Origin of the sequence: Delftia sp. DLF01 (assembly GCF_014852125.1) — a bacterium.
In the GTDB taxonomy this organism is placed as follows: Bacteria; Pseudomonadota; Gammaproteobacteria; order Burkholderiales; family Burkholderiaceae_C; genus Comamonas; species Comamonas acidovorans.
Map to the genome: position 1 here is coordinate 599,667 of NZ_JACVAZ010000003.1, position 25,450 is coordinate 625,116.

A 25,450-nucleotide genomic window follows, 5' to 3' on the forward strand; every position below is an offset into this window, starting at 1 on the left:
CGCACGGGGTTTGATTTCAAAGGGAGGGAGAGCATGCAATCCATCATGACCATGGGCGAGATCCTCGTCGAAATCATGGCCGAGCGAAAAGGCCAGAGCTTTCGCGCGCCGGGGCCGCTGGCCGGGCCCTATGCCAGCGGGGCGCCCGCCATCTTCATCGACCAGGTGGCCCGGCTGGGGCATCCGGCCGCCATCATCGGCTGCGTGGGCGATGATGACTTCGGCTGGCTCAACATCGACCGCCTGCGCTGCGACGGCGTGGACACCAGCGCCATCGCCGTGTGCAAGGGCGCCGTCACGGGCAGCGCGTTCGTCACCTACCGCGACAGCGGCGAGCGCGACTTCATCTTCAACATCACCAACAGCGCCTCGGCACAGCTGCAGCCCGAGCAGGTCAACCAGGCCGTGCTCAAGGACTGCGCGCACTTCCATGTCATGGGCTCGTCGCTGTTCTCGTTTCGCATCATCGATGCCATGAAGAAGGCCATCGAGATCGTCAAGGCCCAGGGCGGCACCGTGTCCTTCGACCCGAACGTGCGCAAGGAGATGCTGCGCATCCCCGAAATGCGCGAAGCCCTGGCCTACATCCTGGAGTTCACCGACATCTTCCTGCCCAGCGGCCACGAGGTCACGCAGCTGGCCCGCTCGGCCGACGAGGCCGGCGCCATCGCCGAGATCTTCGCGCGCGGCGTGCGCGAAATCGTGGTCAAGCGCGGCGCCGACGGCTGCAGCTACTTCAGTGCCGACGAGCGCATCGACCTCGACGCCCTCCGCGTGAACGTGGCCGACCCCACGGGTGCGGGCGACTGCTTTGGCGCCACCTTCATCGCCTGCCGGCGCCTGGGCAAGACCGCGCTGCAATCGCTGCGCTACGCCAATGCGGCCGGCGCGCTCGCCGTCTCCAGCAAGGGGCCGATGGAGGGGACATCCGGCTTTGCGGGGCTCGACGCACTGCTGGCACAACAGCCGCAGCACCTGCGGCATGCGGTGATGGAGGGCTGAAACCATGCCCGCCCACCTCACCCACCCCACCCACCCCACCCACCTCACCCACCCCACCCATCTCACCCACTTCACCCGCCTGGTGCAGTCACGCTCCACGCAAACGCCAGCAGCCGCAGGCGATGCGCGCGCAACAGGCAACGCACTCGGCATCTACTCCATCTGCTCGGCCCATCCCCTGGTCATCGAGGCCGCCATGCACCAGGCGCTGGACGACGGCACGCCCCTGCTGGTGGAAGCCACCGCCAACCAGGTCAACCAGTTCGGCGGCTACACCGGCATGCAGCCCGCCGACTTCCGCCGCTTCGTGCTGACCATCGCCCGCCGCGTCGGCCTGCCGCTGGAGCGCGTGCTGCTGGGCGGCGACCACCTGGGCCCCACGGCGTGGACGCACCTGCCTGCCGCCGAGGCCATGGACCTGGCGCAGGACCTGGTACACGCCTATGCAGCGGCCGGCTTCGTGAAGCTGCACCTGGACGCCAGCATGGCCTGCGCAGACGACCCCCAGGCGCTGGACGACGAAACCGTGGCCCGCCGCGCTGCCCTGCTCTGCCAGGCGGCCGAGCGCGGCAGCACCTGCCCGGCGCCCGGCCCCGTCTACGTGATCGGCACCGAAGTGCCCGTGCCCGGCGGCGCCGCGCATGCGCTGGAGCATGTGCAAGTCACTGCCCGCGCCGACGCCCAGCGCACGCTGCAGGTGCACCGCGACGTCTTCGCGCAACAGGGGCTGGACCCCGTCTGGCCGCGCATCATTGCCATGGTGGTCCAGCCCGGCGTGGAGTTCGATCACACGCGCGTGGTGGACTACGCGCCCGGCGAAGCGGCCGACCTCAAGCAGTTGCTGGCCCAGCACCCGCAACTGGTCTTCGAGGCCCACTCCACCGACTACCAGCGGCCCGAGGCCCTGCGCCAGCTGGTGCAGGACGGCTTTGCCATCCTCAAGGTCGGCCCCGGCGCCACCTTTGCGCTGCGCGAGGTGCTGTTCGCGCTGGCCGCCATCGAAGAGCAGCTCATCGACGCGCACCAGCGCTCCCACCTGCCCGCCGTGCTGGAGTCCGCCATGCTGGGCCGCCCCGCCAGCTGGGAACGCTACTACCGCGGCGAGCAGCCCGATCCCGGCGCCCAAAGGCTGCTGCGCATCTACAGCTACAGCGACCGCATCCGCTACTACTGGGCCGACCCCACGGTGAACGCCGCCGTGGCCCGGCTGCTGGACAACCTGTCCGCCTGCGCCCTGCCCGAGAACATGCTCAGCCAGTTCCTCCCCGCCCAATACCAGGCCGTGCGCGCCGGGCGGCTGGCACCCTCGCCCCACGCGCTGGTGCTGGACCGCGTGCGCGAGGCGATCAGGCCGTATGCGGCGGCTTGTGGGGGCTGCCCTGACAATCCAACGCGGGATGGTTGCCATGCACAAACTCACACTTGATCTGGATGACGCCACGTACGGCTTGTTGGAGCAGGCAGCCAAGGCCCAGGGCATGTCAAAGAGCCGCTGGATGGCCCTGGCCATTCAGAACCACTTCAGGGGAGAGTGGCCTCAGGACTGTCTGGAACTGGCGGGCCGTTTCGCTGACTTTCCGCTACGCGATGGGGCGGCGAAGCTCACAGCTGCGCCGCCTCCCCCCTGATCAAATCCCACACGCTTTGCGCCACCGGCGACAGTTCACGCTGGCGGCGGCGCACCAGCATGATGTCGCGCTGCACGCGCGGCAGCAGGGGGCGGCTGGCGAGGGCGTCGGGGGCGGCTCCACTCGCGGGAGTTCGCCATTCCTGCGGCACGGCCAGTTCCGGCACCACGCTCAGGCCGAGGCCCGCCTGGAGCATGCAGAAGATGGTGGTGGTGTGGCCGACTTCCTGGACCACGGCGGCCTCGGCATCGTGGGCCTGCAGCGCGGCGTCGATCAGGCGGCGGCTGCCCGAGGCGTGGTCCAGCAGTACCAGCGGCTGGCCGGCCAGGTCGCTCCAGGCCACCTGGCGCTTGCGGGCCAGCCTGTGCGTGGCCGGGCAGACCAGGCAAAAGGGCTCGCTGAGTATGGTTTCGCAGTGCAGGTCATCGCGGCCTTGCGGGTCGATGACCACGCCGAAGTCCACCTCGCCGCTGCGCACGCTTTGCAGCACATCGCTCTGGATGCGGTCCAGCAGCAGCAGCTCGATGCCCGGCGCCTGCTCGCGGCAGCGCGCAATGCAGCGCGGCATCAGGTGGGCCGACAGCGTGGGGCTGCTGGCCACGCGCACCTTGCCCAGGCGCTGGGTGGCCAAGCCGCTGACTTCGAGCAGGCATTCATCCAGCGCGTCCAGCACGCGCGTGGCATGGCCTTGCAGCAGGCGGCCGGCATCGGTCAGCTCCACCTCGCGCGTGGTGCGGTGCAAGAGCTGCACGCCCAGGGCCTGCTCCAGCTCGGTGACATTGCGGCTGACGGCGGGCTGGGTGAGCGCCATCAGCTCGCCCGCACGGCTGAAGTTGCGGCTTTCCGCCACGGCCAGGAAGGCGCGCAGCTGGCGCAGGCTGATATTCATACGGAAAAATTATAAAACCATCAGATAAATCCATTTCTCTTTTCAATGGCCGTGGCGTCCAATCGGGGCCTTGCAGCCTGGCTGCACGAACCGATAGTTAGTTGGAGAGAGTTTTCCCATGGCACGCCCCCGCTTCGCCCCTGACAATTTCACGCTGATGCTGCTGTCCACCGTGGCACTGGCCAGCTTCCTGCCCGCCTCGGGCGCCGTCTCGCAATGGCTGGAGGTGGCGACCACGCTCATGGTCAGCCTGCTGTTCTTCCTGCACGGCGCCAAGCTCTCGCGCGAGGCCATCTTTGCCGGCATAGGCCACTGGCGCCTGCACCTGACCATCTTCGCGGCCACCTTCGTGCTCTTTCCCCTGCTGGGCTGGGCGCTGCGCCCCGTGCTGGAGCCCTTGGTCACGCCCGAGATGTACATGGGCGTGCTCTTCCTGTGCACGCTGCCGGCCACGGTGCAGTCGGCCATCGCCTTCACGGCCATGGCGCGCGGCAACATGCCCGCTGCCGTGTGCAGCGCATCGGCCTCCACGCTGATGGGCATCGTGATCACGCCCATCCTGGTCAGCATGCTGCTGCACAAGAGCGCCGAAGGCGGCGACGCGCTGCAGGCCATCGGCAAGATCGCGCTGCAGCTGCTGCTGCCCTTTGTGCTGGGCCATCTGCTGCGGCCCGTGATCGGCGGCTTCATCTCGCGCCATGCCAAGCGCGTGAAGTTCGTGGACCAGGGCTCCATCCTGCTGGTGGTGTACACGGCCTTCAGCGCCGCCGTCATCAGCGGCCTGTGGCAGCAGACGCCCCTGCCTGCGCTGCTGGGCCTGCTGCTGCTGTCGTCCATCCTTCTGGCCCTGGTGCTGGTCATCACGTCCTGGACGGCGCGCCGCCTGGGCTTTTCCAAGGAGGACGAGATCACCCTGGTGTTCTGCGGCTCCAAGAAGAGCCTGGTCAGCGGCGTGCCCATGGCCAAGGTGCTGTTCGAGTCCAGCGCCGTGGGCGCCATCGTGCTGCCGCTGATGGTCTTCCACCAGCTGCAGCTCATGGTCTGCGCCGTGCTGGCCCAGCGCTATGCACGCCGGCCCATGCACCCCGAGGCGATCGAGGATGGCGCCGCGCCCGCCAGCGCTGCGCCGGCCGCCAAGGCCGAAACGGCGCCGGCCAAATAAGGCACGGGCGCGCACCCATCACAAAAAAGCCTGGCTCTCGCGCCAGGCTTTTTTGCATCTCAGCCCTTCAGGGCTAGGTTGTTGAGCTTGTCCAGCCGTTCAGGCCAGCTTCCCTGCTGCGCCGACTGCAGCAGGATGCGCGTCCAGGCGATCCAGGCGTCCCACTGCACGCGCTTGTCCCAGGCATTGCCCCAGCCGCTGAAGCACTGCAGCGCGCTGGCGGCTGCGCGCGCGGCGTCGTCGGCGCGGCCGGCAGACAGGTAGAGCTGGGCCAGCACCATCTGCGGCTCGCCCACCCAGGGGTTCAGGCGCACGGCGCTTTCCAGCACGGCCGTGGCGGCGTCCAGGTCCACCAGCGGCTGGTCCAGCTGGATCACCGACCAGTACAGCGACACGGCAGCGGCCTCGTCGCCGGGCGACAGCTGCCGGCTGCAATGGTCGAACACCGGCGGCAGCGGCAGCTGGGCGCGCAGCGCCGGGTGCTGCAGCGCACGGCCCAGGTCGCTGATCTGGCTGAGCATGCGGCTGGCAGGCCGCATGGGACCGGGCCACAGCGAGGCCGCCCAGTGCACGCCCTGCTGCCGCTGGTTCTGCACCTGCGGAAACTGCGAGTAGATGTCTTCCTGCCAGCTGAACCACTGCTCCATGGCATCGGCCATGCTCACGATGGTGAAGGCCGCCACTTCATAGGCGCTCAGGCGCTGGCTGCGGCCGGCGGATTCCAGAGCCATGGAGCCGTCTTCGGCCAGGTCGCCGGCCAGTATCTTCTGCATGAACTGCGTGCGGCTCATGGTGCAGAACAGGTAGACCAGGTGCTCGGCGCCCTCGCCCACCAGCTCGCGCAGGCGGCCGCGCTCGCTGCCCGCGTCGAACTTGACCAGGTCCACGAAGGCATTGCCGTAGACGCTGTGCAGCAGGCCCAGCAGGCGCACGTCGCGCGGCTGGCGCCACAGCGCCAGCGAACGCGCCACGCCCGCCAGGTGGTGGCGGAAGGTGCCGGCCTTGTGCCAGTCCTGGCCCACGCCGCGCGCCAGCACCACGGGCAGCACAGGGGCGAGGTCGGCATCCTTGGCCAGCCATTCCTCGTCCAGCAGGTCCTGGGCGCGCGTGAACAGCGCCTCGTCAAGTGTCTGGAACAGTGTCGGGACAGGCAGGCTCATGCGGGCACCTCCATGGCAGCGGCGGGCCGCTGGGTATATTGAGCCACCCAGCCCACCGTATCGGCGAACAGGCGCAGCGCCTTGATGCGCCGCGTGGCGGTCAGCGTGAAGCGGTGCTCCACGCCGGCCGGTATGCGCAGGTAGTCGCCGGGCTGCACGCGCAGCACGCGCTCTTGGCCGTGGGCATCAAAAAAGCCGAACAGGCCTTCGCCTTCGAGGATGTAGCGCACCTCGTCATCGGCATGGGTGTGGGGCTTGTCGAAGCGCTCCAGCGCCTCGTCCAGGCCCTGCGTGTCCCGGTGCAGCACGACCAGGTCCATGCTGTGGTAGCCATGGGCCACGCATTCGTCGACCACCAGCATGCCCACGGCCTGGACCACGGTGGCCTTGCCGCCATCGTCCAGCTGGGCCTGCGCCAGCAGCGCGGCCAGGCCGGGCTCGGGCGCCAGCGGGCGGCGCTGCCATTGCACGCCGATGGCGGCCACGAAGTCCGCGTCGGAAACCCGGTGGGATGCGAGGGCGCCCATGCTCTTACCAGGCCGCCGTGTAGGCGCCCTTGAACTGCGTGTCGATGAACTGGCGCACCTCGGGCGATTGGTAGGCCTTGACGAAGGCCTGCAGGCCGGCGTCCTTTTCATGGCCGGCGCGCGTGGCGATCAGCACGGTGACATAGGGCGTGTCCGTGGCTTCCAGCGCCAGCGAATCCTTTTGCGGCGACAGGCCTGCGGCCACGGCATAGCTGCTGTTGACGGCGGCGGCGTCCAGGTCATCCAGCGAGCGCGCCAGCTGGGCGGCCTCCAGCTCGACGAAGCGCAGCTTCTTCGGATTGGCCGTGATGTCCAGCACCGAGGCACGGGCGCCCGCGCCGGTCTTCAGTTCGATCAGCTTTTGCGCGGCCAGCACCATCAGTGCGCGCGAGCCATTGGTGGGGTCGTTGGGGATGCCCACGCGCGCACCGCTCTTGAGGTCGGCCAGGCTTTTGATCTTCTTGGAGTACACGCCCATCTGCTGGTTGACCGCACGGGCCACGGGCACGAGCTTGTAGCCACGGTCCTTGTTCTGGGCGTCCATGAAGGGCTGGTGCTGGTAGATGTTGGCATCCAGCTCGCCCTGCGACAGGGCAGCGTTGGGCTGGATGAAGTCGCCGAACTCGACCAGCTTCACCTTCAGGCCGTTCTTCTCGGCCACCTTCCTGGCCACCTCGGCGATCTGGGCGTGCGGGCCCGAGGTCACGCCGATGGTGACCGAGCCGTCGGCCGCATGGGCCGGCAGCGCCGCCATTCCCGCCAGGGGCAGGACGGCAGCCAGGGCCAGCGACTGGAGCAAGGCGCGTTTTTTCATGGAATCCCTCTTTTGGAAAATCTCGCGGCTCCTTGCCGCTGCTGCCACTGCGGCCGTTGGATCAGCGGTGGCTCAACCTGCGCACCGCCCAGTCGCCCAGGCTCTGGATGGCCTGCACGAAGAAGATCAGGATGATGACCACGGCCAGCATCACATCGGGCAAAAAGCGCTGGTAGCCGTAGCGGATGCCCAGGTCGCCCAGGCCGCCGCCGCCAATGGCGCCGGCCATGGCCGAGTAGCCGGTCAGGCTCACGAAGCTGATGGTCAGGCCCGCCACGATGCCGGGCAGCGCCTCGGGCAGCAGGATCTTCCAGACGATCTGGCCCGTGGTGGCGCCCATGGACTGGGCCGCTTCCACCAGGCCGTTGTCCACCTCGCGCAGCGCGGTCTCCACCAGGCGCGCCACGAAAGGCGCTGCCGCAATGGTCAGCGGCACCACGGCTGCCCAGGTGCCGATGGACGAGCCCGTGATCAGACGCGTCAGCGGGATGATGGCCACCAGCAGGATGATGAAGGGGGTGGAGCGCAGGGCATTGACGATCCAGCCCACGATCTTGTTGGCCGGGCCGTTCTGCAGCACGCCGCCGTGGTCGGTCAGGCGCAGGAACACGCCCAGGGGAATGCCGATCAGGCCACCCACCAGGCCCGAGACGCCGACCATGATGATGGTCTCCCACAGCGAGCTGACGAACAGCTCCAGCATCATTTCCGAAAAATTCTCAAACATCGCTCAATCCCTGGTGGAAACGATCTGCACCTGCACGCCGGTGGCGCGCAGATGGTCCACGGCGGCATCGATCTTTGCCGCGTCGCCGCTGGCGAAGACAGCCAGCGAGCCGAAGGTCTGCTCCTGGATCTCGTCGATCTGGCCATGCAGGATGGACAGGTCCAGCCCCAGCTCGCGGATCAGGTGCGACAGGATGGGCTGGTAGGCGCTCTCGCCCGCATACGACAGGCGCAGCAGCCGGCCTTGCTGGCCGGGCGCCAGCTGGGCGGCCAGCGCATTCACGCGCACGGCCACCGACTCGGGCAGTTGCTGGGGAACGATCTCGTCGATCAGGCTGCGCGTGATGGCCTGCTGCGGGCGCGTGAACACGTCGATCACGGGGCCCAGCTCGGCAATCTCGCCGCCGTCGATCACGGCCACGCGGTCGGCGATCTGCTTGATCACCTGCATCTGGTGCGTGATCAGCACCACGGTCAGGCCCAGCTCGCGGTTGACCTTGCGCAGCAGGTCCAGGATGGAACGCGTGGTCTCGGGGTCCAGTGCCGAGGTGGCCTCGTCCGACAGCAGCACCTTGGGGTGGCTGGCCAGCGCGCGCGCAATGCCCACGCGCTGCTTTTGCCCGCCCGAGATCTGCGCCGGATAGCGGTCGCGCAGCGCGCTCAGGCCCACCAGGTCCAGCAGCGGGTCCACGCGCTTTTTGATGTCGTCGGCCGACATGCCCGCCATCTCCAGCGGCAGCGCGGCGTTGTCGAACACCGTGCGCGAGGACAGCAGGTTGAAATGCTGGAACACCATGCCGATGTCGCGGCGCGCCGTGCGCAGCTCGGCATCGCTGAGCTGCATCAGGTCACGGCCGCCCACCAGCACCTGGCCGGAGGTCGGGCGGTTGAGCAGGTTCAGGCAGCGCACCAGCGAGCTTTTGCCCGCGCCGCTGCGGCCGATGATGCCGAACACCTCGCCCGACTCGATCTGCAGGTTGATGCCCCGCAAGGCATGGACGGGCCCGGTGGGGCCCTTGTAGGTCAGGGAAAGATCCCGAATCTCGATCATGAAAAAACGCCGCGGCGCAGGACGGCCTGGGGACGCCGCTGCGCATTGTTGGGAAGTGGGAGCAAATATAGGTTGCGCGTATAAAAACGCAAACTATAAAAAAATAAAGTAATAAGAAGCTCCGGTTATGCCCGGGACTTCACTACTTTCTGCACAACCCTCAACTATGCCTGAATGTGGACACGCCCTGGCCCTGCCGGGCTATGCGCGGCGCCACGGAGCACGGCGGCAAGGCCCTTCTTGCGGCGGCATCTGATTGACAGTGCGGCCGGCACGCTGCCATCGCGGCCTGGCGGCCCTGGCCCGCTCCTGCTTTTGACGATGGCAGGCACCTGCCGCTGCCGCCGCGCTGACGCCAGAAGCAGCCTTTGCTGACAGGCCGCGCGGCATGCGCCCTCCTACAGTGGGCTCAACCCCACAGGAGAAGAGCGCCATGCGCCCAGAACAACACTCCGGCGCCGGCAGCCAGGCCGGCACGGCTCCCTTGTCGCGGCGCGGCTTTCTGCAGGCCGCCAGCATCGCAGGCGTCAGCGTCTGGGTGGCGCCGCTGGCCAGCCAGGCCTATGCAGCCCTCTTTGAAGACCGCGTCCTGGGCAGCGTGGCCCGCGAGCCGGCCACGCAGCTGCCGCGCATGCGGCTCGATGGCCGCTCCAAGGTCATGGGCGCCAAGGTCTTCGCCCGCGACATCCGCGCACGCGACATGCCGCACTGGCCCCAGCAGCAATCCCATGCCTTCATCGTGCGCACCACCCTGGCCGACCGGCTGTTCGACGGCATGGACCTGTCTTCCCTGGACGGCGAACTGGCGCCCGACCGCGTGGTCACGGCCGAGGACCTGGCGCGCGATGGCCTGGCCTTTCCCGAGTTCTATGGCGAAGACATGCTGCTGCCCGCAGGCAAGACCCCCGCATACCTGGGCCAGGCCGTAGCCATCCTCATCTACCACGACTTCGCGCGCTTTCGCTTTGCCAAGGAAAGGCTGCAGGCCACGGCCGGCGTCATCCGCTACGGCCGCGTCACGGGCGCGCTGGACCGTCCGCCCTGGGGCGTGTTCCGCTATGTGCGCCAGGGCGGCGCCACGGCCTTTGACGACGACGTGTTCTCCAGCCTGCGCGATGCCCCGCTGTTCCCCGCCGAACGCAAGCCGCTGGTCTGGCCGCAGATCTCCAAGGCCGACGCGGTCACGGCACGCGGCCTGCGCGCTGCCGAGCAGATCGCCCAGGAGCTGGCCACGCCGCCCGCCGACTGGCTGGTGCTGCAGCGCCACTACGCCACGCAATCGGTGGACACGGCCGCGCTGGAGCCCGACAACGCCAACTGCTGGTATGACGCGGCCACGCAAAGCCTGCACATGGTGCTGGCCACGCAGTCGCCGCACGAGGTGGCCGAATGGGCTGCGCAGATGGTGCAGGCCAGCAGGTTCCCGCTCAAGAACCTCTTCATCCACCCGTGCTACACGGTGGGATATGGATCCAAGGACCACGCCCCCATGCCCTACTACGGCCTGGTCTGCGCGCTGTATGCGGACGGCAAGCCCGTGCGCCTGGCCAATGACCGGTTCGAGCAGTTCCAGTCCTCGCTCAAGCGCCATGCCTTCGAGATCGACTACACCATGGCCATCGACAGGAAGACCGGCCTCTTCCAGAGCCTGGTGGCCAACATGACGGCCAATGGCGGCGGCCGGGCCAACTTCTCGCCCTCGGTCGCCATGGTCGGCGGCACGGCGGCGCAGTCCATCTACTACTTTCCCAAGAACGACATCACCGCCGTGGCCCTGGCCAGCCGCGCGCTGGACGCGGGCTCGGCACGCGGCTACGGCACGCTGCAGAGCATGGCGGCCACCGAGATGATGGTGGACGAAATCGCCGAACTGCTGCAGATCGACCCCATCGAGCTGCGCCTGCGCAACGTGCTGACCTCGGGCGCCAAGAACACCCAGGGCGCCATTGCCGCCGGTGCCCTGCGCGCCGACGAGGTGCTGGAGCGCGCCCGCCGCCATCCGCTGTGGACCGAGCGCGCCAAGCGCAAGACCGCCTACGAGGCCAGCCACCCGGGCCAGCGCTACGGCGTGGGCTTTGCCTGCGTGCAAAAGGACTTCGGCACGGGCGGCGAGGCGGCCTTCGCCCGCATCGAGATATCGCCCCAGGGCCGCGTGCTGCTGCACCACTCGGGCACCGAGATCGGCACGGGCATGGGCACCTCGCAGGCCCAGCTGTGCGTGCAATGGTTCGGCAAGCCCGCCGACGAGCTGCAGACCGCCTGCCTGGACTGGCCGGAGCTGCCGCTCAAGGCCGAGGGCGACAACTACACCATGCCCCAGGCCGACCAGGACCGCTTCGCCACCCGGCCGCTGTGGACGCCGGTCTACGCCTCGCCGGCCAGCGCCAGCAACTCGGCCTACTACTACAGCCACGCCACCAGCGAGACGGCGCGCGTGGTCTTCGAGCACGGCCTGTGGCCGGCCGCCGTCGCCATCTGGAGCCAGGGCACGGGCGGCGGCCAGAAGGCGCCCTACGTGGTGCGCCGCGAGGACGCGCGCTGGGTCAACGGCATGCTCACGGCCAACGGCATGCAGCCGCTGTCCCTGCAGGCGCTGGCCCAGAAGGCCCATGCCATGCAGCTGGTCACGGGCGCCGTGGGCCATACCTTCAACCGCTGGCAATGGGCCGAGGCGGACTTCGACATCCTGGGCACCAGCGCGCGCCGGCCGCTGGACGCGCTGGCCGTGCGCCTGGGCAGCGCGCCCGATGCCGGCGCCGTCACGCCGGCCCCTGACGCCACCGACACGCCGCAGGCGGCCACGCCCGTCGAGGCCTCTGTCACCGCGCGGCGCAGCGCCGCCGGCTACCGCATGATTGCGCGGCGCAACCTGTTCTATCCGCCCATGCAGCGCAACAACGCGGGCGTCACCTACTACAGCGCCAATGCGGCCCTGGTCGAGCTGGCGGTGGACACGGGCACGGGCGCGGTCGAGCTGCTGGCCCACCACTCCATCATGGAGTGCGGGCGGCCCATCGTGCCCGAGTTGGTGCACGGCCAGCTCGAAGGCGGCATCGCCATGGGCATAGGCCATGCACTGTACGAAACCATGCCGCTGTACGAGGGCGGCCCCGGCGACGGCAACTGGAACTTCCACCGCTACCACCTGCCGCGTGGCAGCGAGGTGGCGGTCTGGAAGCAGACGGCCGAGCTGCTGGCACCGCTGTCGGACACAGATCCGCCCAAGGGCATTGCCGAGGTGGTGATGATTCCCATCGTCGCCGCCATCGTCAACGGACTGCACCACGCCATAGGCAAGCGCTTCCACGACCTGCCCGTGACCCCGCAAAAGATCAGGGAGGCACTCGCACCATGAGCCTTGTCCCGCGCCCCTTGTCGCTGACCGTCAACGGCCAGACCGTTGGCCCCATGGACGTGCCCGAAGGCATGCCCATGATCGACTTCCTGCACGAATACCTGAACCTCACCGGCTCGCGCCTGGGCTGCGGCATCGGCGAATGCAGGGCCTGCACCATCATCGTGGACGGTCCCGAGGGCAGCCGCGAGATGCGCACCTGCATCACCGGCGCCCACTACTTCCAGGGCCGCAAGGTCCGCACCATCGAAGGCATTGCCGACCCGGCCGGCGCGGACACCGCCCCCCCATCAGCCCCGGGCGCCTCGGGTACCTCGGGCCAGCCGCGCAAGGTCATCGCCATCAGCCCCGTGCAGCAGAAGTACCTGGAGCATTTCAGCTTCCAGTGCGGCTACTGCACGCCGGGCTTCGTCATCGCGGCCACGGTGCTGGTCGAGCGCCTGGCCAAGGCGCCCATCCGCGCGGCCGATGTGGAACAGGTCGTGGGCGAGGCGCTGCAGCCCCACCTGTGCCGCTGCACCGGCTATGTGCGCTACTACGCGGCCGTGAAGGACCTGGTCCTGAACACGCCCGGGCTGACCTTGAAAGGATGAGCGCCATGTCCGCCGCCGACCCCAGCGCAGCCGCCCCCACCGCCGCCACCGCCGCGCCACCTGCCGACTACAGCGGTGCCCGCCCCCCGCCACCGCGCAGGCCCAGGCGCCGCTGGCGCGGGTTGCTGCTCGTCCTCCTGCTGCTGGCCGTGCTGTTTGCCATTGCCGCCGTCTGGGGCAACCGGCCCCATGTGCCCCAGCGCGAGCCGCAGGCCGTGCACCGCAGCCCCCAGCAGCTGGCCCAGGGCCTGTACCTGGCGCGCGCCGCCGACTGCATGGCCTGCCATGACGGGGTGGGTGGCATGGGTGGCGCCCGGGAAGGCCAGCCCTTTGCGGGCGGCAAGCCCCTGCCCACGCCCTTCGGCACGCTCTACGGCACCAACATCACCCCCGACCCGGACCACGGCATAGGCCGCTGGACGGCCGAGGAATTCCACGCCGCCGTCACCCGCGGCACGGCACCGGGCGGGCGCCAGCTCTACCCGGCCATGCCCTATGCCTCCTACCACCTGATGAGCCGCGAAGACTCGGACCTGATCTACGGCTACCTGATGAACATCCGGCCCGTGGCCCAGCCCAACACCAAGCCCGCCCTGCCCTTCCCCTTCAACCTGCGCGTGCTCATGTTCGGCTGGAAGACGCTGTTCCTGTCCAGCGCTCCCCTGCCCGTAGGCTCGCAGGGCCAGAGCCCGGCCTGGCTGCGCGGGCAGTATCTGGGCAATGTCATGGGCCACTGCGCCGAATGCCACACGCCGCGCGGCATGTTCGGCCAGATGCAGAAGGACCGCTGGCTGCAGGGCGGCACGCTGTCGCTGTTCACGGCCCCCGGCATCACCGCCGAAGCCCTGGCCGCACGCGGCTGGACGCGCGAGGGCATGGCCCAGTTCCTGCAGACGGGCTTCTCGGCCCACGGCAGCGCCTTCGATGAAATGCACGAGGTCATCGCCAACAGCACCCGGCACCTCACGGCCGAGGACATGACGGCGCTGTCCACCTTCCTGCTGGGCGACAACCCGCCCGCGCCCCAGTCCCTGCCGGCCGCCGCGCCCCCGGATTCCGGCACCGGCAACAGCTCCGGCGCGGGCACGCTGGACGCGGGCCGGGGCCACTACATGGCGCTGTGCGCCAGCTGCCACGGCAGCGAGGGCCTGGGCCGCAGCCTCACCATGCCCCCGCTCAAGGGCAACAGCACCGTGCGCCAGGCCGACGCCCGCAACCTGGTGCTGGCCATCCTCGTCGGCCTGCCCAAGCACCCGGCCACCCAGCAGGGCCCCACGCCCCTGCCCGGCATGCCCGGCTTCATGCAGGAACTGACCGATGGCGAAGTCGCCGCCCTGGCCAACTACACCCGCGCCACCTTGGGCGGCCAGCCCGCCGACGTGACGGCCGCCCAGGTGGCCGACCTGCGCAGCGCAGCGGGCAAGGCGGGACACAGGGCTGCGCCCTGAACCCCCGGGCGGTTCTGCAGACCCCGCCCCGTATGCCCCGCCTGCGTCTTGCAGCTTGCGGCGGTTGCGGGGTTGCAGTCCTGCCGAAGGACAGGACTGCTTCGTGAACTGGCTGTGATCACAGCCCGAAACCCCGCCCATTGTTTCCACCACGGAACCAACCGCGTTCCACCACCCTCCTTTGCCAGCCGCCCCTGTCTCCCTAGAGTGAAAGCAAAAGGAGACAAGCATGTTCGAAGCCAATCTATTCCAGGGCCAGCGCGTCCTGATCACCGGGGGCGGCACGGGGCTGGGCCTGGCCATGGCGGCCAAGCTGGCGGAGCTGGGTGCCGAGCTGCACCTGTGCGGCCGGCGGCATTCCGTGGTGCAGCAGGCCTGCGAGATGCTGAACAACGACACGGGCGCGCAGGCCTTTGCGCATGAACTCGACATTCGCCAGCCCGAGGCCGTGCACACCGTCATCGACCGCATCTGGGCCGAACACGGCCCGCTGACGAGCCTGGTCAACAACGCGGCCGGCAACTTCGTCAGCCGCACCGAGGACCTGAGCATCAACGGCTTCCATGCCATATCGGACATCGTCTTCCGGGGCACCTTCTACGTCACCCAGGCCGTGGGCCGCCGCTGGATCGCCGAAGGGCTGCCGGGCTCGGTGCTGTCCATCGTCGTCACCTGGGTGGACACGGGTTCGCCCTTCGTCGTGCCCTCGGCCATGTCCAAGGCCGGGCTGGACGCCATGACCAAATCGCTGGCCGTGGAATGGGGCCCCAAGCGCATACGGTTCAACGCGATTGCACCGGGCGTGATTCCCACCCAGGGAGCCAGCCAGCGCCTGCGCCCCAGGATCGACGGCAACGAGGACTCGGCCGACCGCCGCCGCCTGGACAACCCCACGCGCCGCCTGGGCACGGGCGAGGACATCGGCAACATGGCCGCCTTCATCCTGGCCCCGGGCAACACCTGGCTCAACGGCCAGACCATCACGCTGGACGGCGGCGACGCCCTGGCCAACGGCGCCTACTTCACCGAATACCAGGCCTGGGACGATGCCGACTGGGCGCGCGCCCGGCAGATGGCCAAGGCCGCCAACCAGCCCAACGTCAACGATGGGGAGCAGGAGGCCACGCCCACATGAGCACCGCCGCCACGCCCCATTCCACCCTGGTCTTCGAACAGCGCACGCTGACCGGCGCCGCCCAGCAGCAGCGCGGCCGCCAGCTGGCCCAGGGCCTGCGCAGCCTGGGCCTGGCCGAAGGCGACGTGCTGGCCGTCTTCCTGCGCAACGGCATCGAATACGCCGACGTGGTCCATGCCTGCCGCATTGCGGGCATCTACTACTGCCCCATCAACTGGCATTTCACGGCCACGGAGATCGACTACATCCTGGCCGACAGCGGCGCCCGCGCCCTCATCACCAGCCAGGACCTGCTCGACGGCCTCAAGGGCGAACTCTATGCGGACCTGCCCCGGCGCGTCGCCCACGCACGCGAGCCGGAGCAGGACTACGAAACCTGGCTGGCCGCCCAGGCCCCCTACGACGGGCCGCTGGTCGCGCCGCGCGGCCACATGGCCTATACATCGGGCACCACGGGCCGCCCCAAGGGCGTGCTGCGCAAGGCGTTTCCCGTGGAAGAACTGCCCCGGCGCCTGGCCGTGAACCAGGCGCTGATCGCCACCGCCTACGGCCTGCAGCCCGGCGCGCGCACCCTGCTGACCGCGCCCATCTACCACAGCGCGCCCAGCCTGTACTTCCAGAACGCGCTCATGCTCAGCGAGCTGGTGGTGCTGGAGCCGCGCTTCGACCCCGAGCGCTTCCTGCAGCTGGTGCAGGAGCACCGCATCGACACCGCCTACATGGTGCCCATCATGTACGTGCGCCTGCTCAGGCTGCCGCGCGAAGTGCGCGAGCGCTACGACATCTCCTCGCTGCGCTTCATCGCCTCCACCGGCTCGCCCTGCGCGCCCGAGGTCAAGAAGGCCATGATCGAGTGGATGGGGCCCATCATCAACGAGACCTATGCCTCCAGCGAGTCGGGCCTGGTCACCTTCATCGGCTCGGCCGACGCCCTCACCCACCCGGGCAGCGCGGGCCTGCCGCTGCAGGACGCCGAAGTCCGCATCCTCGACAGGCAGGGCCAGGCCCTGTCCACCGGCGAGGTGGGCCTGATCTACGTGCGCCAGCCCGCCTATGCCGACTTCACCTACAAGGGCAATGAAGAGGCCCGCCGCAAGATGGACCAGGGCGGCCTGATCACCCTGGGCGACATGGGCTACCTGGACGAGGAAGGCTTTCTCTACGTCTGCGACCGCGACTCGGACATGGTGATCTCCGGCGGCGTGAACATCTACCCGGCCGAGATTGAGAACGAGCTGCTCAGGCACCCCGGCATAGCAGACTGCGCCGTCATCGGCGTGCCCGATGCCGAGTACGGCGAACGGCTGCTGGCCCTGGTCGAGCCCGGCCAGTCAGGCACACTGCCCGAGGCGGAACTGAAAGAATGGCTGCGCGGCCGGCTGGCGGCCTACAAGCTGCCGCGCAGCTTCGTCTTCCAGCGCCTGCCCCGCGACGACAACGGAAAGATCGCCAAAAGAAAGCTGCGCGACGCCCACTGGGGCGCGACGCAGCGCAAGATCTGAACCCGCCAACACCGAAAGAGAAGGAGACAACGCATGAACAAGGCCATCGCATTGCTGCTTGCCGCTGCGGCCACCGCAGCCGCAGCCCCCGGGTTCGCCCAGTCCGACTACCCCAGCAAGCCCATCAAGCTCATCGCCCCGTATGCGCCGGGCGGCTCGGTCGATGTGCTGGCCCGCACCCTGGCCACGCACCTGTCCACCGAGCTCAAGCAGTCCGTGGTCGTGGAGAACCGGCCGGGCGCCAACACCATGATTGCCGCCTCGGCCGTGGCGCGCTCGCCGGCCGACGGCTACACCCTGCTGCTGGCCAGCAATGCCAGCATGGTCCTCAACCCCCTGCTCTACAAGAAGCTCAGCTACAACCCCGACCGGGAGCTGAAGCTCACCAACATCCTGGCCGAGGCCCCGCTGGTGCTGGTCACCAACAGCCAGACCGGCATCAAAAACGTGGCCGACCTCAAGGCCTACTCCAAGGCGCACGCGGGCAAGCTCAACTACAGCTCGGTCGGCCTGGGCAACCCGCTGCAGCTGACCACCGAGCTGATCAAGTCCCGCCTGGACGTGGCCGCCACCCACATTCCCTTCAACGGCAGCGCGCCGGCCCTCACCGCCCTCATGGCCAACGACACCCAGCTCATGGTGGACGTGGCCGGCACCTCCCTGCCCCACATCAAGGCCGGCAAGCTGGTGGCCATTGCCACCACCGGGCCGGAGCGCTCGCAGTTCCTGCCGCAGACGCCCACCATTGCCGAATCGGGCGTGCCCGGCTTCAGGGCCTCCACCTGGTTCGGCATTGCCGTGCCCGCAGGCACGCCCGCGGACGCGCGCAACACGTTGCAGGCAGCCGTCAACAAGGTCATGCTCAACCCCGAGTTCGCCAGTGCCCTGGGCAACCAGACCCTGGCCGCCAGGAAGCCCCAGACCCAGGCCCAGCTCGACGACTTCCTGGCCGCTGACGGCCAGATGTGGCGCAAGGTGATCGCGGACAACGCGATTGCGCTGGAGAACTGAAGACCGAAAAGGTGATGAACTAAGGGCCTAAGGGCCGGACACCTCGGCCTGCTCCACGAAGCGCAGCAGGCTGGCCCTGAGGAACTCGGTCATCACCTTGACGGCATGCGAGGGCCGCCGGTCCTCGGCCGTGATGATGTACAGCCTGTCGCCCAGGCCGGACACCGTCCAGTCCGGGCACACGCGCTGCACCGCGCCCGATCGCAGCTCGTCCATCACCATGTAGTTGGGCAAGGTGGCCACGCCGCTGCCCCGGAGCATGGACTGCTTGAGGAAGGGGAAATGCTCGCTGGTGATGCAGGGCTCGCACTTGAGCGCAATCTCCTGCTGCCCCTTTTTCACCGAGACGGCATAGGTCTTGCCGTCGCCGGGCGGCGTCAGCAGCACGCCGTGGGGAATCTCGGCAGGGTCGTGGAACGGCCGCGCCTTGGCATAGGCGCTGCTGGCATACAGGCCAAAGCCCACCGGCCCCAGGTCGCGCGCCACCAGGTGCTCCTGCACGTCGCGCGCCACGCGCACGGCCACATCCACCTGGGCGCTCATGGGATCGCTCACCCGGTTGGAGAACAGCACGCGGATGCGCACCTGCGGGTGCCGTTTCTGGAAGGCCAGCAGCATGTCGGCCAGGTACAGCTCGCCCAGGCCCGTGGGAATGCTCAGCCGCACCGAGCCCGTCACCACATGCTGCAGCGCGTCGATGGCGCCCTGCGCCGCCTCCACCTCCTGGATGATGCTGCGCCCGTGCTCGTACAGCACCTCGCCCGCCGCCGTCAGCAAAAAGCTGCGCGTCGTGCGGTGCAGCAGGGTCACGCCCAGCGCCGTCTCCAGCGCCTTGAGCTCCTTGCTCACCTTGGAGCGCGTGATGTCGCGCTTGCGCGCCGCAGCGCTGAGGCTGCGAGCGTCCACGATCTCTACGAAATTGCGGATGAGGTTGATGTCCATGGCTTGAGAGCGGCAGGTCAGGCGGTCCGCCTTGTTCGCGGCCTTGTGCGCGGCCGCAGGCAACGCGCCCGGACCGCCACCCCCGGACTATGGCACCGTCACGACGCCTGGCCCCGCCACCCGTGGGCGCCGGGACACAGGGCTTTCCCCGGTGCCCGCCGCATCAATCCAGGCTGATCTGCGACGAAGAGGCCACCTGCTTCCAGGTCGTCACATCCTTGAGGATCACCGCGCCGAACTGCTCCGGCGTATTGGCCACCACCGTGCCGCCCAGCTCTGCCAGGCGCTGGCGCAGTTGCGGATCGGCCAGGGCCTGCACGCTGGCCTTGTGCAGCTTGTCGCGGATGTCCTTGGGCAGGCCCTTGGGCGCCAGCAGGCCGTTCCAGGCCTGCACGGCGTAGCCGGACACGCCGGACTCTGCAAAGGTCGGCACATCGGGCAGCTCGCTGCTGCGCTGGGCCGTGGCCACGGCCAGCGGGCGGATCTTGCCGGACTTGATGTGCGGCAGCGAAGCCGGCAGCGGCTCCCACAGCATGGACACCTGGCCGCCGATCAGATCGGTGAAGGCCGGGCCCGCGCCGCGGTAGGGCACATGCATGATCTGCACGCCCGCCTTGGCCTTGAACAGCTCCATGGCCAGATGGCCCAGACCGCCCGCGCCCGAGGACGCATACGACAGATGGCCCGGCTGCGCCTTGGCCAGCGCGATCAGCTCCTTCAGATTGGCCGCCTTGACCGAGGGATGCACGCTGAGCACGCCCGGCACCGTGATCACCTGGGTGATGGGCGTGAAATCCTTCACCGCGTCATAGGGCAGCTTGGTGTAGACGGCCGGATTCGTGCCGTGCGTGCTGGACGTGGCGCCCAGCAGCGTATAGCCATCCGGCTTGGCATCGGCCACGAAGCGCGTGCCCAGCGAGCCACCGGCCCCGGCCTTGTTCTCCACGATCACCGAGGCGCCCAGCACCTTGCCCAGCTGCTGCGCGAACAGGCGGTTCACCACATCGGCCGTGCCTCCGGGCGGGAACGGCACGATCAGGCGGATGGGCTCGGCCGTGGGCCAGCCGGCATCGGCCGCCAGGGCCGACTGCGCGGGCGCCAGGGTGCCCAGGGCCAGGGCCGCCGTGGTTGCAGACAGGCTGCGGATCATGAAATTGCGGCGTTGCATGAGATTTTTCTCCTCGTTGAAATTCTTCGGGACCAGCACTCTCCAGTCACCGGCCCAGGCGCTCCAGCCAGGCCAGCACCCGGCCCAGCACCTCGTCGCCATTGGTGTCCAGCATGCAGAAATGCGAATTGCCGGTAATGCCCGCGGCCGGCAGGTCCAGCACCTCGGCACGGCCGCCCAGGCGGCGCAGCAGCTGCCAATACACATCGGTCTGCGCGCGGTACTTCAGCCACTGCGGGCTGTGCGCGAAATGGTCGCCCCACACCGCCAGGTGCGGGATGGCCGAGGCAGGCGCGAAGGCATCCGCCCCCTCCTGCCCCTGTTGCCCCTGTTGCTCCTGCTGCACCACCGGCATGCCCGTAGGCTCCACCCCCACCACGGCGCGCACCAGGTGCGGCTTGCGGACGGCCGCATGCGCGGCAAAGCCACCGCCCTGGCTGTGGCCCATCACCACACAGGGGCCGAACTGCTCCAGCAGCGCGTCATAGGCCGCCATGGCCATGGCCTCATGCCCCAGCCAGCGCGGCACCATCTGCCGCACCAGGGCGCCAAAATTCTCATGTGGAAACCGCTGGCCGACGAAGGGCTCGCCCACACCGTCGCCCGAGGGCGCGCCATGGCCTATGCGAAACAGCTGCCACGCCTCCTCGGCACTGCGGAACACGGGCGCCTCGGCATAGATCTCGGGGAACATCGCCCAGCCCGCGCGGCCGCGCTCCACGGCATCGCAGACCACCACGTCGTGGCCCGCCTCCAGCAGGCGCCACAGCCAGCCCTGGCGCCCATCGGGCGTGGACTCCCACTGCGCACCCGTCATGCCGCCGCCGTGCCACAGCAGCACGGGCAGGGGGCTGCGCGGACGCGCCAGCCGGTACTCCATGGCATACATCTGGCCCACGGCATAGCTGCCATTCATGTCCAGCGGCCGCTCGCCGCCATTGCGCACCACTTCCCTGTGCTGGATCGGCAGATCCCGCACCGTGCGCTGCGCACCGCCAATGAAATGGCTTTGCATCTTCCTGAGGCAAACTTCAGGCATAACAGGGCTTCTCTCGCATGCCGCCATGCTAGGCATGCCCCGCCTTGGTGCTGTGCCGATTGCGGCGGGGCTGTGCCGGATCAGCACAGCCCTGCACCCACCCTACCCATGCACGAACTCAACCTCAAACTGCTGCAGGACCTGCAGGCCCTGGCCGACACCGGCAGCCTCTACAAGGCCGCCGAGCGCCGCCACATCACCCACCCTGCCTTTGGCCGCCGCATCCGCGCGCTGGAGGAATGGGCGGGCACGCCCCTGGTCGAGCGCGGCCACCAATCCACCACGCTCACGGCCGCCGGCAAGACGCTGCTGGCCTCGGCCCATGAAGTGCTGGGCATCCTGGAGCAGACCCACGGCCTGCTGCAGCGCCCCCACCGCACGCGCGATGAAACCATCACCATCGCGGCCGGCCGCACGCTGTCGCACACCGTCCTGCCGGGCATCATCACCGCCCTCAACCAGGCCATGCCCCAGCTGTGCTGGAAAGTGGTCACCACCAGCCTGGACTACGGCGTGGAAATGCTGCTGCAAGGCAAGGTGGACCTGCTCATGTGCCACGCCCAGCCCGCCATCGAAGGCAGCCTGCAGGGCCACCACCTGGCCTGGCTGCCCGTGGGCCAGGACACGCTGATCCCCGTCAGCATCCCCCTGGTCCCCCAATTGCCCAAGTACGCCCTGCCCGCCCACGGCGGCGGCCCGCTGGTGCCCTACCTGGACTACGCGCAAAGCATGTCCCTGGGCAAGATCCTGCGCAGCCACCTGCACGAGCTGTGCGACACCACGCGCCTGCGCACTGTCTACGAGGCCGACCTCGCCGACTCCCTGCACGCCATGGTCCACCAGGGCCTGGGCCTGGCCTGGCTGCCGCTCACCCTCGTCAAAGCCGACCTGACCGAGGGCCGCCTGGCCCGCGCGGCCGGGCCCGACAAGGACGTGCCCATCAACGTGCGGCTCTACCGGCGGCCTGCGGCGCAGAGCAAGCCGCTCACGCGCAGGGTGTGGGCGGGGTTGGAGAATCTTTATGGGAGGAGTCAGAAGTCGTGAGGCGGGCGGGTCAGTTTGTGTGACTTGGCGGCTGCGGCCTTGCGTTGTTGAACGTCTGTAAATTTGAGCGCCGCGCGCTCTTCTTGCCCCTGCCGGGCGGTTTCTTTTAGAGGCCGGGTCTCGGCCCGGCAGCCGACTGCCCTTTCTTGATTCGCCAAGAAAGGTCAGATCAAAGAAGGCGACCCGGATGTCCGCGACCCCTTCGCTTCGCTGCGGGGCCACCTGCGTCGTGACGGCTGCGGGGTTCGCCGTGAAACTCGTTGCGCGCTGCGCGCTTCACTCAAACATCACGGCGAGTCAGATGACGAAGCAAGCCTGTCCTTCGGCAGGCTTGCAACCCCGCAACCGCCACGACGCAGGCGCGGACATACGGGAGGGGGACGAGACAGCAGGCGCAGGCAGCAGGCGCGCCCAGGACTTTCCCCTTGGCCCCGCTGCAGCCTTGAACTAGCATGGCCGGCACCGCCCCGGCCGGGGCGGATCTTCCCTGGACATCGATGAGCTTTCCCGTTCAGATTCCGATCCGAGTCCCCTGCCCTCCGGGCGCCTGCATCTGCGAGCACGACGCCCTGCTAGCCGACTCCATGGCCGACCAGCGCATCCTGCGACTCACCAGGGAAGAGGAAAAACGCCTGCTGCAGCGGCTGGAGCAGATCACCAGCCTGCAGGACCTGCGCCATGTGGAGCAGCGCATGTATGAGCAGCTTGGCATCCGCGTGCGCATCGAGCCCGGCGCCAGCGAAGTGCGCACCGTGCGCGGCATCCAGATCGAGGTCTTGCCCATGCGCGGGTTATGCAGCAAGACACGGCAGGCGATTCCTGCGGCGATTCGGCGGGGGATGGAGAGGACGCCGGAGGTGGCGTTTGAGTTGTTGGATGAGGGGGGGTTGTTTGGGTGAGGGTTTTGGCGGTTGGTGGGGAGCGGGTTAGGGCCAGAAGCAGCGGTCAACATGTTCTCAACGGCTGAGCGCGGCAGGCTGTTCTGCGACATTCGCGGTGCAGTGCGCGAGTGACCGCGACGACCAGCACCACCGGCCGTTGAACCCTTCCGGTCGTAGACGACGTCTTCATCCTTGGAAGCCGCCAGCCGATTGCTCCATTCGCCGTGCATCGGTTCGAAGAACCGACTTCGCGCAGCTCGGTTGGCTGCTGTCGACTGTGAATTCAACCGGTCGATGCAACACAATGACTGCACCTGACGCAAGGAGTGCTGGCCATGAAGCATCGCCTTCCCGGCAGCTGGCTTTGCGTACGCAGCCGCACATACATGGAATCAAAAAAGCACCATGATCAATAGTGCGGGCTGCTCGAAGAAAAATCATCTGATGACACGGCTGCAGCCTCAGTCATCGAGGTATCCGTCACGAGAAATGAAAGAAAATCATTTCATTGGAATTGTATGAAAAATCCGGGCACCCATCATGCCAATATTGAAAACAGGATAATACGCCTGCTTTATCCTTCATCGGCAGATGACTTTGTTGAGCACTGTGAAATCTTCGAATTGATCGCATCATCAGAATTGAGCAAAGCAGGCAACCCCATGGAGCACGCTTACTTTCCTGAAAGCGGATGCATCTCCTTGGTTATGGAAATCAACAACGAACATTCCCTGGGAATAGGCATGGTAGGGAACGAGGCGATGGTCGGGTCCGAAAGCATTCTAGGCCATGCAACACCTCCTCCTTGGAAGATCTTGGTACAGCAAACTGGTACCTGCTGGCGAATAAGCCTCACGGATTTAGAAAAGCAGTGCACAGAGATCCCCATGCTCGGTGAATTGATCAGGAAATTCATACTTGTACGCTTGCATCAACAGGCACGTTTCACAGTCTGCCTGAACTACCATACGGCAGCCTCCCGTCTGGCACGATGGCTGTTGATGAGCAGCGACCGATGTGCCGGCAGCTTTCATGTCACACAGCAATTCATGGCATTGATACTGGGCGTACGGCGTGTCAGCATCACCAACATCGCCAGCAGATTTCAGAACGACGGCATGATTGCCTACAAACGTGGCGAGATGATGGTATTGAACCGCGCAGCGCTGGAAAACAGGGCGTGCAGCTGCTACGCGGCAGACAGACAAATCTATTCAAGAATCATGGGCACCCCGGCCTGAAAGGCCAAAAGTCAACAAGTCAAAAATCCAAGGACGTGCGCCAGCGCACAGACCATCGCTTGGGAACAGGATGCAATGCAACTCTACGCAGTGCATTGCAAAGCGCCTTGGAGAGCATCATGAGTCTGACCACCATTCTTCTAATCATCCTGATCCTGGTGCTTGTAGGCGCTCTGCCTTCATGGCCCCACAGCCGCAATTGGGGATACGCTCCCAGCATCGCGATAAGCCTGCTGGTGGTGGTGGTCGTGGTATTGCTGCTTACGGGGCGGGCCTAAGTGCCCTCAAAAACACTGAACTGATAGCCGCTGCGCATGCGCTTGGCCCGATACATGGCGCGATCCGCATCAGCAATCAATTGCTCCGCAGACACAGGCCATTCGTGTGCGATCACGATGCCCATGCTGGCCTCCACTTTCAGCTCCAGCCCGTTGCAGTGAATGGGGTTGGCTATTTCCCTGCAGATCATTCTGGCCAAGGCGCGCAGCTGCTCCATTTCCGGAGAGGGCTCCAGCAGGCATGCGAACTCGTCGCCTCCCAGCCTGCACACCAGATCCTCGCGGCGGATGAAGGATCTCAGGCGGCCCGATACGACCTTGAGGACTTCATCTCCTGCACTGTGGCCATGGAGATCGTTGATTGTCTTGAAGCCATCCAGATCCATATACAACACCGCGATGGGAATGGCCTGGGGCATGGCAAAGCCGATCGCTCTGGAAAGCCGATCCAGGAATGAGAACCTGTTCGGCAGGGAGGTCAGATGGTCATGTGTCGCCAGGTGATGCGCTGCGCGTTCATCCGCCTTGGTCCTGTCAAGCTCGAAATGCGCCTTTCCCAGGGCGATACGCGTGTTGTGCAACTCCTCGCGCAGTGAGTCGCATTGCCGCTGCAGGCCTTGCAAACAGGCTTCAAGCCCCTTGCGCATTCGATTTTCCACGGAAATGCCCAGCCAGTGATTTCGCTCGAAATCCGACTGGATGGCGTTGGGGCGAAGGCCTGCTTCGTCTGCAAAAAAAGCACCTGTTCTTCTTGATCCGATGTGCCTTGGATACCTTTGAGCCATGGTGTTCCTCAGAATTCGCCATGCTTGAGGGAAACGGATGATTCGCAGATCCGGAAGATGAATATCGCC

At 67.4% G+C, this 25,450-nt stretch carries 23 protein-coding genes; 13 read left to right on the forward strand and 10 right to left on the reverse strand.

All coding sequences use genetic code 11. The annotated features are described in order from the left end of the window. Nucleotides 1–33 precede the first annotated feature (33 nt). Together IB269_RS17940 and IB269_RS17945 are read left to right on the forward strand one after the other, a co-directional pair. On the forward strand, nucleotides 34–1,002 hold the full coding sequence (locus IB269_RS17940) for a sugar kinase (protein ID WP_192367866.1): 969 nt from the start codon (nucleotides 34–36) through the stop codon (nucleotides 1,000–1,002). A gap of 4 nt (nucleotides 1,003–1,006) precedes the next feature. Further along, complete coding sequence (locus IB269_RS17945) at nucleotides 1,007–2,428, forward strand: D-tagatose-bisphosphate aldolase, class II, non-catalytic subunit (RefSeq protein WP_192367867.1); 1,422 nt, start codon at nucleotides 1,007–1,009, stop codon at nucleotides 2,426–2,428. A gap of 176 nt (nucleotides 2,429–2,604) precedes the next feature. Here IB269_RS17945 and IB269_RS17950 read toward each other — a convergent pair whose 3' ends face one another. Next, the gene (locus IB269_RS17950) at nucleotides 2,605–3,519 is read right to left on the reverse strand and encodes a LysR family transcriptional regulator (protein WP_192367868.1); all 915 of its coding nucleotides are present in this window, start codon (nucleotides 3,517–3,519) and stop codon (nucleotides 2,605–2,607) included. A gap of 118 nt (nucleotides 3,520–3,637) precedes the next feature. Between IB269_RS17950 and IB269_RS17955 the strand changes: the two genes are divergently transcribed. Continuing rightward, nucleotides 3,638–4,681 carry a bile acid:sodium symporter family protein gene (locus tag IB269_RS17955; RefSeq protein WP_141833257.1) on the forward strand — a complete coding sequence of 348 codons (1,044 nt, stop codon included), beginning with the start codon at nucleotides 3,638–3,640 and terminating at the stop codon, nucleotides 4,679–4,681. A 59-nt stretch (nucleotides 4,682–4,740) separates the two neighbouring features. Here the strand turns inward: IB269_RS17955 and IB269_RS17960 are convergent, their stop codons facing one another. From IB269_RS17960 to IB269_RS17980, 5 genes are all read right to left on the reverse strand, one after another. Further along, the gene (locus IB269_RS17960) at nucleotides 4,741–5,841 is read right to left on the reverse strand and encodes a DUF6817 domain-containing protein (protein WP_016448086.1); all 1,101 of its coding nucleotides are present in this window, start codon (nucleotides 5,839–5,841) and stop codon (nucleotides 4,741–4,743) included. Next, nucleotides 5,838–6,368, reverse strand: coding sequence for a cupin domain-containing protein (locus IB269_RS17965; protein ID WP_192367869.1), 531 nt, complete (start codon nucleotides 6,366–6,368; stop codon nucleotides 5,838–5,840). The genes IB269_RS17960 and IB269_RS17965 overlap by 4 nt, the downstream gene beginning before the upstream one ends. A 4-nt stretch (nucleotides 6,369–6,372) precedes the next feature. Next, nucleotides 6,373–7,182, reverse strand: a complete 810-nt coding sequence (locus IB269_RS17970) for a MetQ/NlpA family ABC transporter substrate-binding protein (RefSeq protein ID WP_012205012.1) — start codon at nucleotides 7,180–7,182, stop codon at nucleotides 6,373–6,375. Between the two features lie 61 nt (nucleotides 7,183–7,243). Next, nucleotides 7,244–7,909 carry a methionine ABC transporter permease gene (locus IB269_RS17975; protein WP_012205011.1) on the reverse strand — a complete coding sequence of 222 codons (666 nt, stop codon included), beginning with the start codon at nucleotides 7,907–7,909 and terminating at the stop codon, nucleotides 7,244–7,246. 3 nt (nucleotides 7,910–7,912) lie between these two features. Next, a complete protein-coding gene (locus IB269_RS17980; protein WP_012205010.1) occupies nucleotides 7,913–8,959 on the reverse strand; it encodes a methionine ABC transporter ATP-binding protein in 1,047 nt (348 codons plus the stop codon). Between the two features lie 433 nt (nucleotides 8,960–9,392). On the opposite strand from IB269_RS17980, the gene IB269_RS17985 reads away from it, so the two are divergent. From IB269_RS17985 to IB269_RS18010, 6 genes are all read left to right on the forward strand, one after another. Next, complete coding sequence (locus IB269_RS17985) at nucleotides 9,393–12,314, forward strand: xanthine dehydrogenase family protein molybdopterin-binding subunit (RefSeq protein WP_192367870.1); 2,922 nt, start codon at nucleotides 9,393–9,395, stop codon at nucleotides 12,312–12,314. After that, nucleotides 12,311–12,907, forward strand: a complete 597-nt coding sequence (locus IB269_RS17990; protein ID WP_046988347.1) for a (2Fe-2S)-binding protein — start codon at nucleotides 12,311–12,313, stop codon at nucleotides 12,905–12,907. The genes IB269_RS17985 and IB269_RS17990 overlap by 4 nt, the downstream gene beginning before the upstream one ends. Before the next feature lie 5 nt (nucleotides 12,908–12,912). Continuing rightward, the gene (locus tag IB269_RS17995; protein WP_192367871.1) at nucleotides 12,913–14,355 is read left to right on the forward strand and encodes a c-type cytochrome; all 1,443 of its coding nucleotides are present in this window, start codon (nucleotides 12,913–12,915) and stop codon (nucleotides 14,353–14,355) included. Nucleotides 14,356–14,584: 229 nt separating this feature from the next. Further along, nucleotides 14,585–15,490 (forward strand): SDR family oxidoreductase, encoded by a 906-nt coding sequence (locus IB269_RS18000; RefSeq protein WP_016448092.1) that lies wholly within the window; start codon nucleotides 14,585–14,587, stop codon nucleotides 15,488–15,490. Next, nucleotides 15,487–16,992: an acyl-CoA synthetase gene (locus IB269_RS18005; protein ID WP_192367872.1), complete on the forward strand. Its 1,506-nt coding sequence runs from the start codon at nucleotides 15,487–15,489 to the stop codon at nucleotides 16,990–16,992. Before IB269_RS18000 ends, IB269_RS18005 begins: the two co-directional genes overlap by 4 nt. 33 nt (nucleotides 16,993–17,025) lie before the next feature. Beyond that, nucleotides 17,026–18,003, forward strand: a complete 978-nt coding sequence (locus tag IB269_RS18010) for a Bug family tripartite tricarboxylate transporter substrate binding protein (RefSeq protein WP_012205004.1) — start codon at nucleotides 17,026–17,028, stop codon at nucleotides 18,001–18,003. A gap of 27 nt (nucleotides 18,004–18,030) precedes the next feature. Here the strand turns inward: IB269_RS18010 and IB269_RS18015 are convergent, their stop codons facing one another. The 3 genes from IB269_RS18015 to IB269_RS18025 all read right to left on the reverse strand — a co-directional run bounded on the left by IB269_RS18015 (nucleotide 18,031) and on the right by IB269_RS18025 (nucleotide 21,128). Further along, the gene (locus IB269_RS18015) at nucleotides 18,031–18,945 is read right to left on the reverse strand and encodes a LysR family transcriptional regulator (RefSeq protein ID WP_016448094.1); all 915 of its coding nucleotides are present in this window, start codon (nucleotides 18,943–18,945) and stop codon (nucleotides 18,031–18,033) included. Between the two features lie 163 nt (nucleotides 18,946–19,108). Next, nucleotides 19,109–20,113, reverse strand: a complete 1,005-nt coding sequence (locus IB269_RS18020) for a tripartite tricarboxylate transporter substrate binding protein BugE (protein WP_192367873.1) — start codon at nucleotides 20,111–20,113, stop codon at nucleotides 19,109–19,111. A gap of 46 nt (nucleotides 20,114–20,159) precedes the next feature. Further along, on the reverse strand, nucleotides 20,160–21,128 hold the full coding sequence (locus tag IB269_RS18025) for an alpha/beta fold hydrolase (RefSeq protein ID WP_192367874.1): 969 nt from the start codon (nucleotides 21,126–21,128) through the stop codon (nucleotides 20,160–20,162). Nucleotides 21,129–21,260: 132 nt separating this feature from the next. Between IB269_RS18025 and IB269_RS18030 the strand changes: the two genes are divergently transcribed. The 4 genes from IB269_RS18030 (at nucleotide 21,261) to IB269_RS18045 (ending at nucleotide 24,596) form a co-directional block, all read left to right on the forward strand. After that, the gene (locus tag IB269_RS18030) at nucleotides 21,261–22,196 is read left to right on the forward strand and encodes a LysR family transcriptional regulator (protein WP_012205000.1); all 936 of its coding nucleotides are present in this window, start codon (nucleotides 21,261–21,263) and stop codon (nucleotides 22,194–22,196) included. Between the two features lie 497 nt (nucleotides 22,197–22,693). Continuing rightward, a complete protein-coding gene (locus tag IB269_RS18035; protein ID WP_071957113.1) occupies nucleotides 22,694–23,095 on the forward strand; it encodes a hypothetical protein in 402 nt (133 codons plus the stop codon). A gap of 500 nt (nucleotides 23,096–23,595) precedes the next feature. Beyond that, nucleotides 23,596–24,318 (forward strand): Crp/Fnr family transcriptional regulator, encoded by a 723-nt coding sequence (locus IB269_RS18040; RefSeq protein WP_192367875.1) that lies wholly within the window; start codon nucleotides 23,596–23,598, stop codon nucleotides 24,316–24,318. Between the two features lie 119 nt (nucleotides 24,319–24,437). Further along, on the forward strand, nucleotides 24,438–24,596 hold the full coding sequence (locus IB269_RS18045; protein ID WP_013801900.1) for a DUF3309 family protein: 159 nt from the start codon (nucleotides 24,438–24,440) through the stop codon (nucleotides 24,594–24,596). On the opposite strand, the gene IB269_RS18050 is transcribed toward IB269_RS18045, so the two are convergent. Beyond that, nucleotides 24,593–25,381, reverse strand: a complete 789-nt coding sequence (locus IB269_RS18050) for a GGDEF domain-containing protein (RefSeq protein WP_192367876.1) — start codon at nucleotides 25,379–25,381, stop codon at nucleotides 24,593–24,595. The genes IB269_RS18045 and IB269_RS18050 overlap by 4 nt on opposite strands. Between the last annotated feature and the right edge of the window lie 69 nt (nucleotides 25,382–25,450).

What these genes read in the sequence shown, in the direction of transcription:
- IB269_RS17940 (WP_192367866.1), top strand. Translation starts at nt 34, where the DNA reads ATGCAATCCATCATGACCATGGGCGAGATCCTCGTCGAAATCATGGCC.
- IB269_RS17945 (WP_192367867.1), top strand. Translation starts at nt 1,007, where the DNA reads ATGCCCGCCCACCTCACCCACCCCACCCACCCCACCCACCTCACCCAC.
- IB269_RS17950 (WP_192367868.1), bottom strand. Translation starts at nt 3,519, where the DNA reads ATGAATATCAGCCTGCGCCAGCTGCGCGCCTTCCTGGCCGTGGCGGAA.
- IB269_RS17955 (WP_141833257.1), top strand. Translation starts at nt 3,638, where the DNA reads ATGGCACGCCCCCGCTTCGCCCCTGACAATTTCACGCTGATGCTGCTG.
- IB269_RS17960 (WP_016448086.1), bottom strand. Translation starts at nt 5,841, where the DNA reads ATGAGCCTGCCTGTCCCGACACTGTTCCAGACACTTGACGAGGCGCTG.
- IB269_RS17965 (WP_192367869.1), bottom strand. Translation starts at nt 6,368, where the DNA reads ATGGGCGCCCTCGCATCCCACCGGGTTTCCGACGCGGACTTCGTGGCC.
- IB269_RS17970 (WP_012205012.1), bottom strand. Translation starts at nt 7,182, where the DNA reads ATGAAAAAACGCGCCTTGCTCCAGTCGCTGGCCCTGGCTGCCGTCCTG.
- IB269_RS17975 (WP_012205011.1), bottom strand. Translation starts at nt 7,909, where the DNA reads ATGTTTGAGAATTTTTCGGAAATGATGCTGGAGCTGTTCGTCAGCTCG.
- IB269_RS17980 (WP_012205010.1), bottom strand. Translation starts at nt 8,959, where the DNA reads ATGATCGAGATTCGGGATCTTTCCCTGACCTACAAGGGCCCCACCGGG.
- IB269_RS17985 (WP_192367870.1), top strand. Translation starts at nt 9,393, where the DNA reads ATGCGCCCAGAACAACACTCCGGCGCCGGCAGCCAGGCCGGCACGGCT.
- IB269_RS17990 (WP_046988347.1), top strand. Translation starts at nt 12,311, where the DNA reads ATGAGCCTTGTCCCGCGCCCCTTGTCGCTGACCGTCAACGGCCAGACC.
- IB269_RS17995 (WP_192367871.1), top strand. Translation starts at nt 12,913, where the DNA reads ATGTCCGCCGCCGACCCCAGCGCAGCCGCCCCCACCGCCGCCACCGCC.
- IB269_RS18000 (WP_016448092.1), top strand. Translation starts at nt 14,585, where the DNA reads ATGTTCGAAGCCAATCTATTCCAGGGCCAGCGCGTCCTGATCACCGGG.
- IB269_RS18005 (WP_192367872.1), top strand. Translation starts at nt 15,487, where the DNA reads ATGAGCACCGCCGCCACGCCCCATTCCACCCTGGTCTTCGAACAGCGC.
- IB269_RS18010 (WP_012205004.1), top strand. Translation starts at nt 17,026, where the DNA reads ATGAACAAGGCCATCGCATTGCTGCTTGCCGCTGCGGCCACCGCAGCC.
- IB269_RS18015 (WP_016448094.1), bottom strand. Translation starts at nt 18,945, where the DNA reads ATGGACATCAACCTCATCCGCAATTTCGTAGAGATCGTGGACGCTCGC.
- IB269_RS18020 (WP_192367873.1), bottom strand. Translation starts at nt 20,113, where the DNA reads ATGCAACGCCGCAATTTCATGATCCGCAGCCTGTCTGCAACCACGGCG.
- IB269_RS18025 (WP_192367874.1), bottom strand. Translation starts at nt 21,128, where the DNA reads ATGCAAAGCCATTTCATTGGCGGTGCGCAGCGCACGGTGCGGGATCTG.
- IB269_RS18030 (WP_012205000.1), top strand. Translation starts at nt 21,261, where the DNA reads ATGCACGAACTCAACCTCAAACTGCTGCAGGACCTGCAGGCCCTGGCC.
- IB269_RS18035 (WP_071957113.1), top strand. Translation starts at nt 22,694, where the DNA reads ATGAGCTTTCCCGTTCAGATTCCGATCCGAGTCCCCTGCCCTCCGGGC.
- IB269_RS18040 (WP_192367875.1), top strand. Translation starts at nt 23,596, where the DNA reads ATGAAAAATCCGGGCACCCATCATGCCAATATTGAAAACAGGATAATA.
- IB269_RS18045 (WP_013801900.1), top strand. Translation starts at nt 24,438, where the DNA reads ATGAGTCTGACCACCATTCTTCTAATCATCCTGATCCTGGTGCTTGTA.
- IB269_RS18050 (WP_192367876.1), bottom strand. Translation starts at nt 25,381, where the DNA reads ATGGCTCAAAGGTATCCAAGGCACATCGGATCAAGAAGAACAGGTGCT.